Source organism: Stenotrophomonas hibiscicola ATCC 19867 (assembly GCF_000382065.1).
In the GTDB taxonomy this organism is placed as follows: Bacteria; Pseudomonadota; Gammaproteobacteria; order Xanthomonadales; family Xanthomonadaceae; genus Stenotrophomonas; species Stenotrophomonas hibiscicola.
The window spans coordinates 780,579-793,859 of record NZ_KB907499.1 but is presented as its reverse complement, the minus strand read 5'-3'; the positions used below and the strand labels follow the sequence as shown (position 1 = coordinate 793,859).

Genomic DNA, 13,281 nt, shown 5'->3' with positions numbered 1-13,281 from the left:
TCCCTTGGATGAGCCATGAGGATGTCCCCGGCGACGGTGCGGTCATCGCCGGAGACGGTGCGGCGACTATCGGCTGTCAGTCTGAGTAGAAGCCGTTGCCAAGGGTGCCGGGCAGGCTGGGTTCCGGCCACGGCATCAGTGATGTGCAGGCGTCATACAGCGTGCAGAAGTCCTGCCGCAGTTGCGCAGGCACCCAGCTGCCGTAGGACACGTCGGTCGAGTCGCCCTGGCGGGCGTAGGAAACATCGATCCAGCGGGTATTGGCGTGTGAGGCAACGCCTTGGTGCTGTGTCTTGCCCGTGCAGTAGCGCAGGCCCTGGCCGATCAGGGTGTTGTTGGCATCGAAGTAGAGCCGGGAGACTGCGTGGGTCGGCGCAGCCCCTACGTCTGCGGCGCCTCCCACCAGGCCAAACAGCAACAACAGCGGAATTCCCATTCGCATCTGTGGTTCTCCTTGGATTGTGCAAGCCGGCCGTTTATGTCCATCAGCCGGCAACGGCATATTCGCACAGCCCCGGCAGGCATGCAGATGCGGTGGCCTGCGGGGCATCATCCACCCGCCACACGCCCGCGCTATGCTGCGCGCCTGCCGCCCGATCCTGCCGCGATGAAGCTCGCCATCCTGTCCCGCAACAGTTCCCTGTATTCCACCCGCCGGCTGGTCGAGGCGGCACGCACGCGTGGCCATACCGTTCGCATCCTCGACCCGCTGCGCTGCTACATGCGCATCGCCGCCGATGGTTTTTCGATGCACTACAAGGGCCGGCCGATGACCGGCGTGGACATGGTCATCCCGCGCATCGGTGCCTCGATCACCCGCTATGGCACCGCCGTGCTGCGGCAGTTCGAGCTGATGGGCGCACGCACCCCAAACCCCTCCGACGCGATCCTGCGTTCGCGCGACAAACTGCGTGCGCACCAGCTGCTGGCCGCCAAGGGCATCGACATGCCTGTCACCGTGTTCGGTGACAACCCGGATGACACCGTCGACCTGTTGTCCATGCTCGGCCCGCCGCCCCACGTGGTGAAGCTCAACGAGGGTACCCAGGGGCGGGGCGTGATCCTCACCGAAAAGGCCAGCGCATCGCGCGGCATCGTCGAGGCCCTGCGCGGGCTGTATGCCAATTTCCTGATGCAGGAGTTCATCGGTGAGGCCAAGGGCGCCGACCTGCGCTGCTTCGTGGTGGGCGACCAGGTGGTGGCCTCGATGCAACGCCAGGCGCCGGAAGGCGACTTCCGCTCCAACCTGCATGCCGGTGGCACCGCGGTGGCGGCCAAGGCCAGCCGCGCCGAACAGCAGGTGGCGGTGCGTTCGGCCAAGGCGCTGGGCCTGTCGGTGTGCGGGGTGGACCTGATCCGCTCCGCGCGCGGCCCGCTGGTGCTGGAGGTCAACTCCACGCCGGGGCTGGAGGGGATCGAAGCCGCCTGCGGGGTAGATGTGGCCACGCGCATCATCGAGCACGTCGAGAAGCTGAAAAAGCCATGACAAATCAATATTTTGAGATTCTCATGGGCAAATGAGGCCGGCTTTAACATGCCTTTAATCGGCGCCGGCGTAGCCTTCAGCGAACCGCAGCTCTGCCTCTCAGCAGGATCGGTATCGGGATACGACTTCAGACCCAGGCGGGCCACCGCCTGGGTCTTTTTTATACCTGCCGGAAGTCCCTTGTGGAGGCCGCGTGACGGCCGTAGAGTGGCCATCGTTCCTGGATGGATCCGGAGGCTGGCGATGTACCGCATCACGATGATCGCGTTGTTGCTGGGGTTGTCTGGCACTGTCTCCGCCAAGCCGGAGAAGACCGCCATACAGATGGACGGGCAGGCACCGGTGGCCGAGCAGGTCCGGCGGGTTGAAAGGGCCCTTGATGATGGCGAGTACAGCGAGATTTCCGCTGACGACCGCGCCCAGGTGCAGCAGGCACTGGCGCGCATCACCCAGCGCATGGGGGACCACAGCACGCTTCAGGAGCTCCCGCCGCAGGTCCAGGCAGAGGTCTTCAACGACCAGGAGCGGATCAACACCGTTCTTGTCCGCGCCCACGAAGACAGCCGCCAGATCTGCCAGCACACCCGCACCACGGGCAGCAACATGCCCAAGAGCCGCTGCCTGACGGTGGCCGAGCGCCGCCGGATCGAGGAAAAGGGCAAGGCCCTGCTCAACGACCAGCGCACCTTCAACAATCTCACGCCTCCCAGTAACCGCTAGCCGGGCCGATTGCCGCCCGAGCGACCGGCACTTGCTCGCGTGAAGGCGGTGCGAATACAGTCAACCCTCAACTCAAACAAGGATTCGTTTGTCATGAAGTCCCTCCTGATGTCGGCGGTCCTGGTCTCGGGCCTGACCCTGGCCACCGCCGCCTCCGCATCCAACCAGGCCGGTGAGGTCTTTATTCCGGGCAAGCCGCTGCAGCAGCAGATCGAGCGCATCGAAATCGAACTCAACGATGGCGAGACCTACAGCGAGCTGAAACAGGCCGACCGCAGCCGCGTGCGCGAGGCGCTGGTGCGCATGCGTACGGCCGTCGAGCAGCATCCCGACCGCGATTCCATGCCTGAACAGGTACGAACCGATGTCTTCAACGACCAGCAGATCGTGAACACGGTTTTGACACAGGCCCGTGAAGATAGTCGTCTAATATGCCAACGTGAAAAGGCCACGGGTTCGAACCGGTCCACGACGCAGTGCACTACCGTTGCCGAGCGCGCGCGACGGAAGGACAAGGCACAGCGTGATATGGGCCAGGCCCAGCGCGTCGGCAAATTCGTCAATTAGAGGTGACAGTGAGAATCCTGGTAATCGAAGACAACAGCGACATTGCGGCCAACCTGGGCGACTACCTGGAGGACCGGGGCCACACCGTGGACTTCGCGGCTGACGGGGTTACCGGTCTGCACCTGGCCGTGGTGCACGAGTTCGACGCGATCGTGCTGGATCTCAACCTGCCAGGCATGGACGGCATCGAGGTCTGCCGCAAGCTGCGCAACGAAGCGCGCAAGCAGACCCCGGTACTGATGCTCACCGCCCGCGACTCGCTGGACAACAAGCTGGCCGGCTTCGATTCCGGCGCGGACGACTACCTGATCAAGCCGTTCGCGCTGCAGGAAGTGGAAGTGCGTCTGAACGCCCTGTCGCGACGCGGCAAGGGCGTGCAGACCCGCGTGCTGGAAACCGGCGATCTGGAATACAACCTGGATACGCTGGAAGTGCGCCGCCAGGGCAAGCTGCTGCAGCTCAACCCGACTGCACTGAAGATCCTGCAGGCGCTGATGGAAGCGGCCCCGGCCGTGGTGACCCGCCAGGAACTGGAAACCCGCGTGTGGGGCGAAGAACTGCCCGATTCGGATTCCCTGCGCGTGCACATCCACGGCCTGCGTGCGGTGGTCGACAAGCCGTTTGAAGTGCCGCTGATCCAGACCCGCCATGGCATCGGATACCGCATCGCCACCCCGGAAGCCTGATTCGGTGGCAAGCAAGGGGGAGCGCCGGCGCACGCCGTATCGGCGGCGCCTGCGCAGCCGCATCATCGTTTCGTTCGTGTTGTTGGGCTTCTGCCTGACAACACTGTTCGCGTTCGCCACCAACTGGGCCCGCCTGCGCGTGGAAAACCAGCTGGTGGAAGAGCTGATGAACCGAAACATCGACGAGTATGCGCGCCGCTATTACGAGCACCCCGGGCATAACCCGGATGCACCGGTGCTGCAGATCAGGGCTTATGCCTATTCGAAGGACAAGTTCGACCGGGTGCGCGAAGAACGCGCGCAGTGGGCGGGCTTCTCCGATGGCATCCACAGCGTCAGCGGTGATGAGCACGGCGAGCCGTACTCCTACAAGCTGGCCGTGCGCAAGACGCCGGACGCCTGGTTCTTCCTCGCCTATGACATGACCGACAGCGTGCGCGGCGGCAAGCAGCTCAACCGCGCGCTGGTGCTGTCGGTGCTGGTGTTCAGCCTGCTGTCACTGGTGCTGGGCTGGTGGTCGGCCTCGAAGGTGATGAAGCCGGTATCGGACCTGGCCGCACGGTTGCGCGCCTACCGTGGTGGTACCAGTGACCCTGAGCCGCTGGCGCCGCGTTTCCCCGATGACGAAGTGGGGCAGCTGGCACAGGCACTGGACGACTATTCCTCGCGGCTGACCGAAGTTGTGCAGCGCGACCGTGAGTTCAATGCCGACGTCAGCCATGAGCTGCGCACGCCGCTGGCGGTGATCCGGGGTGCCACCGAGCTGCTGCTGACCCGGCCCGGCCTGGACGAAAAGGTGCTGCAGCGCCTGCAGCGCATCCAGCGTGCCGAACAGCAGTGCAGCGATCTGATCGGCGCGTTGCTGCTGCTGTCGCGCAACGAACGCGGTCAGGGCACCAGCAACGTGGCCCGCGTAGCCGAGCAGCTGCTGGATGCGCACCGTGCGCAGCTGGGCGGCAAGCCGCTGGAGCTGGTGCTCGAAGGTGAGCGCAACCTAGTGATCGACGCGCCCGAGGCGGCGCTGTCGGTGGCACTGGGCAACCTGATCGGCAATGCGGTGAAGTACTCGCAGGACGGCGAGGTGCGCGTGTTCGTCGGCGCCAATTCGGTCTCGGTGACCGACAGTGGCCCGGGCCTGAGCGAGGAAGATGCCGCCAAGCTGTTCCAGCGTGGCTACCGCGGCACGCATGCTGGCCATTCGCAGGGCGGCGGCATCGGCTTGTCGATCGTCAGCCGCCTGTGCGATCTGTACGGCTGGCAGGTCAGCGTGCGCCCCGGTGGCGAGCGTGGCGTGATCGCCACCCTGACGTTCTCGCCGAAGCCGTTGTAAGGGCCCCTGCTTTGGTGGGTGCCGACCTTGGTCGGCACGGACCCTGCCGACCTTGCATCGCGCTCTGTGTCGCTTGTGCCACTGAATTACCCTCGCGCGATGATCAGGCATCAGGCCCAACGCGACACCACCGTGATCGCTGCCGCGCCCCGCGCGTGTTCCAGTGCACGCATTGGCAAGCCCGCGCCGCACTTGAGAATTTCCTTACAGATTGCCGTGCGCGGCGATGGCCTGATGACCTGGCCGGGGCAGGTGCCTTGGCCGGGATTGGCGTCCTGAAAAAAACCAACAAATCAAAAGCTCCGGATGTGCTCTAGCTCATCATGGAAAATGCATCGTCTGCCCTGGCTTTGGCGGACGGTGCGTGGGGATTCGCCAGAATCCGCTGGAGTCTTTTTCCTTCGCTTTTGAGTTGTTGGGTCTCCGGTACGCCAACCCGCACCGTCCGCCACCTTGCATCTGCAGGTGGCCTGCCGACTGCGAGGAGCTCCACCATGTCCACCCGCCCGCTGTTCCCCCAGCTGCACGCCCTGATCGGCGATGCGGCCCACCTGCTGCCTGCCGACGTCGCCGAGCGTGTCGAAGTGCTGCTGGATGACCCCAAGGACCTGCTGCCCGCCCTGCTGGCGCGCATGGATGGCCGCGACGCCGCCGACGGCCAGCGGCTGGACGTGCAGGGGGCCAGCCCAGCGCAGGCCGCCACGATGGCCGGCCTCAGCCGCACGCTTGCCGGTCTGAACACCCTGATCCAGCTACTGCACGCCGCCGAAATCGCGCGGGAGCAGGGCGGTGCCCGCCAGCAACTCAATCCCGATGTCGTCGACGGCCTGCTGCTCGGCGCCCGCGAACTGGCCCGCTACGCCCGCCTGCAGCTGGAGTAGATCCACGCCACGCGTGGATGCAGAGCGTTTTGTAGAGCCGAGCCGATGCTCGGCTTGATGGTCGCAGCCGAGCATCGGCTCGGCTCTACAGCAGATCCCCAGATCCACGCCACGCGTGGATACGCTTCGGTAGCGCGGGCCGCTGGCCGGCAACCCGGCCTCACCCCCCGGCCAACTTCAGATACCGCGCGTGCAGCTGTTCCACCTGCACCTGCAGGTCCTCCGGCTGCCCATCATTGACCACCACGTCATCGGCCAGCGCCAACCGCTGCGCGCGGCTGGCCTGCGCAGCAATCATCCGGTCGGCCAGCGCAGCATCAATGCCATCGCGCTGCATCAGCCGGGCATGCTGCACGGCCTCCGGCGCGTCCACCAGCAGCACCCGGTCCAGCCATGGGTAGGCCTTCCGCCCACCCACCTCGGTCAGCAGCGGAATGGCGGCAACCGCATAGGGGCTCTCAGCCTGCTCGCACTGCTGCTGCATCAGCAGGCGGATGGCCGGGTGGGTGATCGCTTCCAGCGCCGTCCGCTCGGCCGGGTCGGCGAACACGTGGGCGCGCAGGCGCCCCCGGTCCAGGCTGCCATCGGCCAGCAGCATGTCGGCGCCGAAGCGCTCGGCGATGCGGGCCAGCGCCGGGCTGCCGGCGGCCACCACGGCCCGTGCGGCCAGATCGGCATCGGCCACCACAATGCCCAGCGCCTCGAAGCGCCGGGTCACTTCGCTCTTGCCGGAGGCGATGCCCCCGGTCAGGCCAACCACATAGCGGCTCATGGGGACTCCCCTCAGCGCAGCCCGCTCATCATCAGGTACTGATCCACCAGCGGTGCGCCCCACATGAAGTACAGCCAGCCGGCGATGGCCAGATACGGCCCGAAGGGAATGGGCGTGGCGCGGTCACGGCCCCGGCTGTACAGCCAGATCGAGCCGAGGATGGCGCCCAGCACCGACGACAGCAGGATGATCGGCAGAATGCCCTTCAGCCCGCACCAGGCGCCGAGCGCGGCCAGCAGCTTGAAATCACCGTGGCCCATGCCTTCCTTGCCGGTCAGCTGCTTGAACAGCCACCAGACCATCCACAGCGACAGGTAGCCCACCGCCGCGCCGACCAATGCAGGCTTTGCCGGCATGTACAGGTTGTCGATGTTGCCTATCAGGCCCAGCCACATCAGTGGCAGGGTCAACTGATCGGGCAGCAGCTGGGTGCGCAGGTCGATGCCGGACAGGGCGATCAGGAAGCAGGTCAGCACGATGGCGCCGAAGCCCTGCCAGCCGAAGCCGAACTGCCAGACGCAAGCCAGCACCAGCACCGAGGTCAGCGCCTCCACCAGCGGGTACTGCAGCGAGATCGGCGCCTTGCAGTGGCGGCACTTGCCGCCCTGGATGATCCAGCTGAACAGCGGGATGTTCTCGTACCAGCTCAGCTTGTGCTTGCAGTGCGGGCAGTGCGACGGCTCCACCACGATCCCCGGTGGGGGGGGCTCATAGAAGTCCGGTTCCTCCAGGACTTCGCGCGCATCGCGCTTCCACTGCCACTCCAGCCGCTTGGGCAGGCGCAGGATGACCACGTTCAGGAAACTGCCCAGCAGCAGTCCCAGGGCGGCCGCGGCGGGGTAGCCGAGGCCGGGATGCTGGTCGAGAAATGCCATTGATACCTTTAGCCGACGACGGCGCCGAGTTTGAAGATGGGCAGATACATGCCGATGACCATACCGCCAACGACGACACCGATGAAGACCATGATCATCGGTTCGAGCAGGCTGCTCAAGGCGTCAACGGCATTGTTGACCTCCTGCTCATAATACTCGGCCACCTTGAACAGCATCGAATCCAGTGCGCCCGCTTCTTCACCGATACCGGTCATCTGGATGACCATGTGCGGGAACAGGGCGGTCTGCTTCATCGCCATGTTGACCGGATAGCCCACCGACACGTCGTCACGCATGCGCAGCACGGATTCCTCGTAGACCTTGTTGCCGGTCGCGCCAGCGACGATTCCGAGTGCTTCCACCAGCGGCACGCCGGCCTTGAAAGTCACTGCCGTAGTCCGGGCGAACCGGGCAATCGAGCTGTTGTGCATGATCTGGCCGATCACTGGCACCTTCAGGATCAGTCGGTCCATGGTGTGCTGCATCTTGGGTGATCGTTTGTAGGCCATGGTGAACGCCACGATGCTGCCAATCGCCACGGTCGCCATCAGCCACCACCACGAAACCATGAAACGTGACAGGTTCACGATCATCTGGGTAAATGCAGGCAGCTCCGCGCCGAAGCCGCGGAACACTTCTTCGAACTGGGGTACGACGAAGATCAGCATGATGGCACTGACCAGCAGCGCAACGACCACCACCATGGCTGGGTAGAACAGCGCCTTTCTGATCTTGCCCTTCAGCGCTTCGATGTTTTCCTTGTAGGTGGCGACGGTGTCCAGCACCGTTTCCAGCACACCCGCGCCTTCACCAGCCCGGACCAGGTTCCGGTAAAGCTCATCGAACTGCACGGGATACTTGCTGACGGCCTCATATAGGGAGGAACCGCCCTCGATATCGGCACGGATCCCGTCCACCATCTTCTTCATGCGCGGGTTCTTGTGCCCGCTGGCAATGATGTCCAGCGCCGAGACGATCGGTACACCAGACTTCATCATCGTCGCCATCTGACGGCTGAAGAAGGCAATGTCCTTCGGTGAAACTTTGCTGCCGGCTGCCCCGAACATTGGCTTGGGCTTGGGCTTTACCGTACCGGGATTAATGCCCTGACGCCGTAGCTCTGCGCGCAGCAGGTTTGCGTTCTTGGCGACCTGCTCGCCCTTCATCTTGATACCCCGCTTGTCGGTCCCCTCCCATACAAACGGTTGCAGTTCCGTGGTCGTGCGGGCCACGGGCTCTTTCTTGATCGCACTGCGACTGACAGACATGTTGGCTCCCCAAGGCCCGCCATCCCCAGGCGGGCATCATGACCAGCGATGGTAGCCGGTTCAGGGCCGTCCGGGGAGTGTGCCAGCACAACCCTGCGCAGAGTTCTTGACCAGCGGAGACGAAAGGTGACGCGCTGCGTCACATTGCCGCGTCCATCGCAGATTCGCACACGGGGGGTTCCCATCCGTGAAATTGATGCCATCATGGGCATGGGGAAATTCAGGGGGAGGCGTGCCAGAGTTGGCACGCAACCTGCGTTGATCCACCCGCAGGGCACAGGACCCGCTCACCCGGCCTATGGGTCGGAAGATCCTGATGCGCTGATCATCAACCATCACTATCTTGGGGATGTAACAAATGAAGAACCAGAAGGGCTTCACCCTTATCGAACTGATGATCGTCGTTGCGATCATCGCCATTTTGGCGGCCATTGCGATTCCGCAGTACAACGATTACACGGCGCGCGCCCAGATGTCGGAGGCGTATACCTTGGCCAGCGGTCTTAAGACTCCGATTGCCGAAGCTTTCGCTCAGGATTCCGATCCGGCTACCTCTTGTGTGGTTCCGGAGAACGCTGTGGAAACCGGCAAGTATGTTGCTTCGGTGGAAGCTGGTGGTGACAGCCCGTGCACTATCGTCGCTACCATGAAGGAAGAAGGCGTCAACGCGAAGGCTGCCGGCAAGACTGTCACCCTGACTTTCACTCCGGATACTGGCGCTTGGGCGTGCTCTACCAATGCCGCCTCTGAAGTGCAGCCTAAGGCTTGCGTCACTGCTCCGTAAGCTGGGGCTTCGCAGCCACAAAAGCCCCGGCGCTGCCGGGGCTTTTTTTTGGGGTAAGGCCGATTCAAACATTTGACCTGCGCATTGGGGAGCGCCATGAACAAGCAGACCGGTTTCACGTTGATTGAGTTGATGATCGTCGTGGCCGTTATAGCCGTTCTTTCGGCAATCGCGATTCCGCAATACAACGACTACACCGCTCGCACTCAATTGTCCGAGGCTGTAGTCCTGTTGGGCGGGCTTAAAACACCCGTCGGCGAACAATTTGCGAACAACAATGGCGCAAATTCCTGCGTTCTGCCTGACAGCGCGGTCCTGGCGGGCAAATATGTTGAAGGCATAGCGGTGGCAGGTGGCGTCCCATGCGTGATTACTGCGACCATGAAGGCTGCAGGAGTTAACAGCAAGGTGGAATCAGCGACGGTGACCATCGTCTACGCCGCTGACACCGGTACTTGGGCTTGTACGACCAGCGCGCCAGTCGAGGTTGCACCGAAAGGCTGCCCGCATGGTTGAAGCATCTAATGATTCCGGCCTACCTATGGTTGGGGTAGTCTGCCGTGCAGTAGGAGCGCACCCATGAACACCGTAACCACCGCCAACCTCGTCGGCATCACCGGCTTGGCCCGCCGCCTGGTCCAGGACGGCGCTCTGGACGAGGCCTCCGCCCGCGATGCGATGGCCAAGGCCGCTGCGGCACGCCAGCCGCTGCCCACTTGGTTCGCGCAGAACAAGCTGGTCAGTGCCTCGCAGCTCGCCGCCGCCAACGCGGTCGAGTTCGGCATGCCGCTGTTCGACGTGTCCACGTTCGACGCCAGCCAGAACGCCATGAGCCTGGTCAGCGAGGAGCTGCTGCGCAAGCACAACGTGCTGCCGCTGTTCAAACGCGGCGGCAAGCTGTTCGTGGGTACCAGCAATCCGACCCATGCGCTGGACGAGATCAAGTTCCATACCAACCTGGTGGTGGAGCCGATCCTGGTGGATGAAGACCAGATCCGCCGCACGCTGGAACAGTGGCACGCCAGCCATGACACCATCGGCGACGCGCTGGGCGGCGACGACGAGGGCATGGCCAACCTCGATGTCGGCCTGGGCGACGACGAAGGCGCGGGCACCGACGCCGGCATCGACGCCAAGGGCGACGACACCCCGGTAGTGAAGTTCGTTAACAAGGTACTGGTCGATGCGATCCGCAAGGGCGCATCGGACATCCACTTCGAACCGTACGAAGACGATTACCGCGTGCGCCTGCGCATCGACGGCCTATTGAAGATGGTGGCGCGCGCGCCGGTGAAGTTGAACCAGCGCATTGCCGCGCGCCTGAAGGTGATGGCGCAGCTGGATATCGCCGAGAAGCGCGTGCCACAGGACGGTCGCATCAAGCTCAACCTGTCCAAGACCAAGCAGATCGATTTCCGCGTCAGCACGCTGCCGACCCTGTTCGGTGAAAAGGTGGTGCTGCGTATCCTGGATGGCAGCGCGGCCAAGCTGGGCATCGACAAACTGGGCTACGAGCCGGACCAGCAGAAGCTGTTCCTGGATGCGATCCACAAGCCTTACGGCATGGTGCTGGTGACCGGCCCGACCGGTTCGGGCAAGACCGTTTCGCTGTATACCGCGCTGGGCATCCTCAACGACGAGACGCGCAACATTTCCACCGCCGAAGACCCGGTGGAAATCCGCCTGCCCGGCGTCAACCAGGTGCAGCAGAACAACAAGCGTGGCATGACCTTCGCTGCGGCGCTGCGCTCGTTCCTGCGACAGGATCCGGACATCATCATGGTCGGCGAAATCCGCGACCTGGAGACGGCCGAGATTGCGATCAAGGCGGCGCAGACCGGCCACATGGTGCTTTCCACGCTGCATACCAACGATGCGCCGCAGACCATCGCGCGCCTGATGAACATGGGCATCGCGCCGTACAACATCACCAGCTCGGTGACGCTGGTGATCGCGCAGCGCCTGGCACGCCGGTTGTGCGGCAACTGCAAGCGCCCGGCCAACCTGCCGGAGCATGCGCTGCTGGCCGAGGGTTTCACCCAGGCGCAGCTGGATGCGGGCATCCAGCTGTACGAGGCGGTGGGCTGCGATGAGTGCACCGAGGGCTACAAGGGCCGAACCGGCATCTACCAGGTGATGCCGATGACCGATGAGATCGCTACCATCGTGCTGGCCGGTGGCAACGCGCTGCAGATTGCCGAGGCGGCGCAGCAGATCGGGGTGAACGACCTGCGGCAGTCTGCGTTGAAGAAGGCTGCGGCCGGGATCACCAGCCTGGCGGAGATCAATCGCGTTACCAAGGATTGAGGTAGAGCCGAACCCATGCTCGGCTGAGGTACCGAAGAGCAGCCGAGCGTGGGCTCGGCTCTACAGTAGATCCACGCCATGCGTGGATGATCGGCCACGGATCCCATAGTAGTTCCACGCCATGCATGGATGGCGCGGTCCCGACCACCGCGCAGCCGGGCATGGGCTCGGCTCTACTCCATCCCCAGCTTCTTCAGCTTGTAGCGCAGCGCGCGGAAGGTGATGCCCAGCTGCGCGGCGGTCCGGGTCTTGTTCCAGCGGTTCTCTTCCAGCGCGCGCTGGATGGCGCTGCGTTCCAGCTGCTCGATGTACGAGGGCAGGGCGGCACCGCCGGGCTGCAGGTCGGCCACGGCTTCGGCGGGGGCTGCGCTGCCGGGCGTGCGTGGGGCGTGCTGCGGCAGGCGCAGGTCGTCGGCGCCGATGCGGTCTTCTTCAGCCAGTGCCAGCGCGCGTTCCAGGATGTTCTCCAGCTCGCGCACATTGCCCGGGAACGCATAGTGGGCCAGCGCTTCCAGCGCCGACGGCGCCAGCAGCGGGGTGGCGCGGCCGTGGCTGCGGGCCAGCCGCGCCAACACGGCAGCGGCCAGTTCCGGCAGGTCCTGGCGGCGCTCGCGCAGCGGCGGCACCTTCAGCTCGATCACGTTGATGCGGTAGTACAGGTCGTGGCGGAAGCGCCCGTCCTCGACCAGTTCGGCCAGGTCGCGGTGCGTGGCCGAGAGAATGCGCACGTCCACCGGCTCTTCGTTGGGCGCACCGACCGCGCGCACCGACTTTTCCTGGATCGCGCGCAGCAGCTTGACCTGCATCTGCAACGGCAGTTCGGCCACTTCGTCCAGGAACAGGGTGCCGCCGTGCGCGGCCTGAAACAGGCCGGGCTTGTCGGCATGCGCGCCGCTGAAGCTGCCTTTGCGGTGTCCGAAGAATTCGCTCTCCATCAGCTCGCCGGGAATGGCGCCGCAGTTGACCGGCACGAACGGCCCGGCCGCGCGCGCGCCCTGGGCGTGGATGGTGCGAGCAACCAGTTCCTTGCCAACCCCGGATTCACCGAGGATGTAGACCGGCGCCTGGCTGCGCGCGACCTTGCTGATGGTGGTGCGAAGTACGTCCATGGCCGGCGAAGCGCCGAGCAGGCGTGCTGCCTGTTCGGTGGCGGGGCCGGGCGCAGGGCGCTCGCTGTTGTTGAGTTCCAGCGCGTGCTTGACCAGGCCACGCAGTACCGAGATGTCCACCGGCTTGCTGACGAAGTCGAAGGCACCGGCCTTCAGCGCTTCCACGGCCAGGTCCATGCTGCCGAACGCGGTGATCATCGCCACCGGCGTGCGCGGGTAGTGCTGGGCGATCTCGCTGACCAGCTCGATACCGTTGCCATCCGGAAGCCGCATGTCGGTGATGCACAGATCGTACGGATTGCTGGCCAGCAGCTCGCGGGCTTCGGCCAGGTTGGCGGCGGTACTGATGCGCAGGCCCATGCGGCCAAGGGTCAGTACCAGCAGTTCGCGGATGTCGCGTTCATCGTCGACGACGAGGGCGCTGCGGGTTTCGTTCATGGGCGTGAAAGATAAACGAGGGGGCTGGAAGCGACAAATGTTTGACGCACAGATCTGC

Annotated in this window: 14 protein-coding genes; 9 read left to right on the top strand and 5 right to left on the bottom strand. The window is 64.4% G+C overall.

Features of this window, described 5'->3' with window-relative positions; genetic code table 11:
- Nucleotides 1-76: 76 nt before the first annotated feature.
- Nucleotides 77-442: a hypothetical protein gene (locus G370_RS0108335; protein ID WP_245541206.1), complete on the bottom strand. Its 366-nt coding sequence runs from the start codon at nucleotides 440-442 to the stop codon at nucleotides 77-79.
- Between the two features lie 165 nt (nucleotides 443-607).
- Between G370_RS0108335 and rimK the strand changes: the two genes are divergently transcribed.
- From rimK to G370_RS0108305, 6 genes are all read left to right on the top strand, one after another.
- Nucleotides 608-1,486: a 30S ribosomal protein S6--L-glutamate ligase gene (gene rimK, locus G370_RS0108330; protein ID WP_026347043.1), complete on the top strand. Its 879-nt coding sequence runs from the start codon at nucleotides 608-610 to the stop codon at nucleotides 1,484-1,486.
- Nucleotides 1,487-1,729: 243 nt separating this feature from the next.
- Entirely contained in the window at nucleotides 1,730-2,206 is a 477-nt protein-coding gene (locus G370_RS0108325) for a hypothetical protein (protein WP_019660178.1), read from the top strand.
- Nucleotides 2,207-2,299: 93 nt separating this feature from the next.
- A complete protein-coding gene (locus G370_RS0108320; protein WP_019660177.1) occupies nucleotides 2,300-2,773 on the top strand; it encodes a hypothetical protein in 474 nt (157 codons plus the stop codon).
- Between the two features lie 8 nt (nucleotides 2,774-2,781).
- The gene (locus tag G370_RS0108315) at nucleotides 2,782-3,459 is read left to right on the top strand and encodes a response regulator transcription factor (protein ID WP_005410804.1); all 678 of its coding nucleotides are present in this window, start codon (nucleotides 2,782-2,784) and stop codon (nucleotides 3,457-3,459) included.
- A complete protein-coding gene (locus tag G370_RS0108310; RefSeq protein WP_031269244.1) occupies nucleotides 3,422-4,789 on the top strand; it encodes a sensor histidine kinase in 1,368 nt (455 codons plus the stop codon). The genes G370_RS0108315 and G370_RS0108310 overlap by 38 nt, the downstream gene beginning before the upstream one ends.
- A 494-nt stretch (nucleotides 4,790-5,283) precedes the next feature.
- Complete coding sequence (locus tag G370_RS0108305) at nucleotides 5,284-5,670, top strand: hypothetical protein (RefSeq protein WP_019660175.1); 387 nt, start codon at nucleotides 5,284-5,286, stop codon at nucleotides 5,668-5,670.
- Between the two features lie 160 nt (nucleotides 5,671-5,830).
- Here G370_RS0108305 and coaE read toward each other — a convergent pair whose 3' ends face one another.
- Genes coaE through G370_RS0108290 form a run of 3 tightly spaced genes read right to left on the bottom strand, consistent with a single transcriptional unit; the run spans nucleotide 5,831 to nucleotide 8,585 of the window.
- On the bottom strand, nucleotides 5,831-6,442 hold the full coding sequence (gene coaE, locus G370_RS0108300; RefSeq protein ID WP_019660174.1) for a dephospho-CoA kinase: 612 nt from the start codon (nucleotides 6,440-6,442) through the stop codon (nucleotides 5,831-5,833).
- A gap of 11 nt (nucleotides 6,443-6,453) precedes the next feature.
- Nucleotides 6,454-7,317 carry a prepilin peptidase gene (locus tag G370_RS0108295; RefSeq protein ID WP_019660173.1) on the bottom strand — a complete coding sequence of 288 codons (864 nt, stop codon included), beginning with the start codon at nucleotides 7,315-7,317 and terminating at the stop codon, nucleotides 6,454-6,456.
- 8 nt (nucleotides 7,318-7,325) lie between these two features.
- A complete protein-coding gene (locus tag G370_RS0108290) occupies nucleotides 7,326-8,585 on the bottom strand; it encodes a type II secretion system F family protein (RefSeq protein ID WP_019660172.1) in 1,260 nt (419 codons plus the stop codon).
- A gap of 358 nt (nucleotides 8,586-8,943) precedes the next feature.
- Here G370_RS0108290 and G370_RS0108285 point away from each other — a divergent pair, with 358 nt between their 5' ends.
- From G370_RS0108285 to pilB, 3 genes are all read left to right on the top strand, one after another.
- Entirely contained in the window at nucleotides 8,944-9,369 is a 426-nt protein-coding gene (locus tag G370_RS0108285; RefSeq protein WP_019660171.1) for a pilin, read from the top strand.
- Between the two features lie 96 nt (nucleotides 9,370-9,465).
- Complete coding sequence (locus G370_RS0108280; RefSeq protein ID WP_019660170.1) at nucleotides 9,466-9,885, top strand: pilin; 420 nt, start codon at nucleotides 9,466-9,468, stop codon at nucleotides 9,883-9,885.
- A gap of 63 nt (nucleotides 9,886-9,948) precedes the next feature.
- Nucleotides 9,949-11,676, top strand: coding sequence for a type IV-A pilus assembly ATPase PilB (gene pilB, locus G370_RS0108275; protein WP_019660169.1), 1,728 nt, complete (start codon nucleotides 9,949-9,951; stop codon nucleotides 11,674-11,676).
- Between the two features lie 173 nt (nucleotides 11,677-11,849).
- On the opposite strand, the gene G370_RS0108270 is transcribed toward pilB, so the two are convergent.
- Entirely contained in the window at nucleotides 11,850-13,223 is a 1,374-nt protein-coding gene (locus G370_RS0108270) for a sigma-54-dependent transcriptional regulator (RefSeq protein WP_019660168.1), read from the bottom strand.
- Between the last annotated feature and the right edge of the window lie 58 nt (nucleotides 13,224-13,281).

Coding starts and splice junctions, on each gene's coding strand:
- G370_RS0108295 (WP_019660173.1), bottom strand. CDS start 7,317: ATGGCATTTCTCGACCAGCATCCCGGCCTCGGCTACCCCGCCGCGGCC.
- G370_RS0108310 (WP_031269244.1), top strand. CDS start 3,422: ATGGCATCGGATACCGCATCGCCACCCCGGAAGCCTGATTCGGTGGCA.
- G370_RS0108325 (WP_019660178.1), top strand. CDS start 1,730: ATGTACCGCATCACGATGATCGCGTTGTTGCTGGGGTTGTCTGGCACT.
- G370_RS0108335 (WP_245541206.1), bottom strand. CDS start 442: ATGCGAATGGGAATTCCGCTGTTGTTGCTGTTTGGCCTGGTGGGAGGC.
- G370_RS0108290 (WP_019660172.1), bottom strand. CDS start 8,585: ATGTCTGTCAGTCGCAGTGCGATCAAGAAAGAGCCCGTGGCCCGCACG.
- G370_RS0108270 (WP_019660168.1), bottom strand. CDS start 13,223: ATGAACGAAACCCGCAGCGCCCTCGTCGTCGACGATGAACGCGACATC.
- G370_RS0108305 (WP_019660175.1), top strand. CDS start 5,284: ATGTCCACCCGCCCGCTGTTCCCCCAGCTGCACGCCCTGATCGGCGAT.
- G370_RS0108285 (WP_019660171.1), top strand. CDS start 8,944: ATGAAGAACCAGAAGGGCTTCACCCTTATCGAACTGATGATCGTCGTT.
- pilB (WP_019660169.1), top strand. CDS start 9,949: ATGAACACCGTAACCACCGCCAACCTCGTCGGCATCACCGGCTTGGCC.
- rimK (WP_026347043.1), top strand. CDS start 608: ATGAAGCTCGCCATCCTGTCCCGCAACAGTTCCCTGTATTCCACCCGC.
- G370_RS0108320 (WP_019660177.1), top strand. CDS start 2,300: ATGAAGTCCCTCCTGATGTCGGCGGTCCTGGTCTCGGGCCTGACCCTG.
- G370_RS0108280 (WP_019660170.1), top strand. CDS start 9,466: ATGAACAAGCAGACCGGTTTCACGTTGATTGAGTTGATGATCGTCGTG.
- coaE (WP_019660174.1), bottom strand. CDS start 6,442: ATGAGCCGCTATGTGGTTGGCCTGACCGGGGGCATCGCCTCCGGCAAG.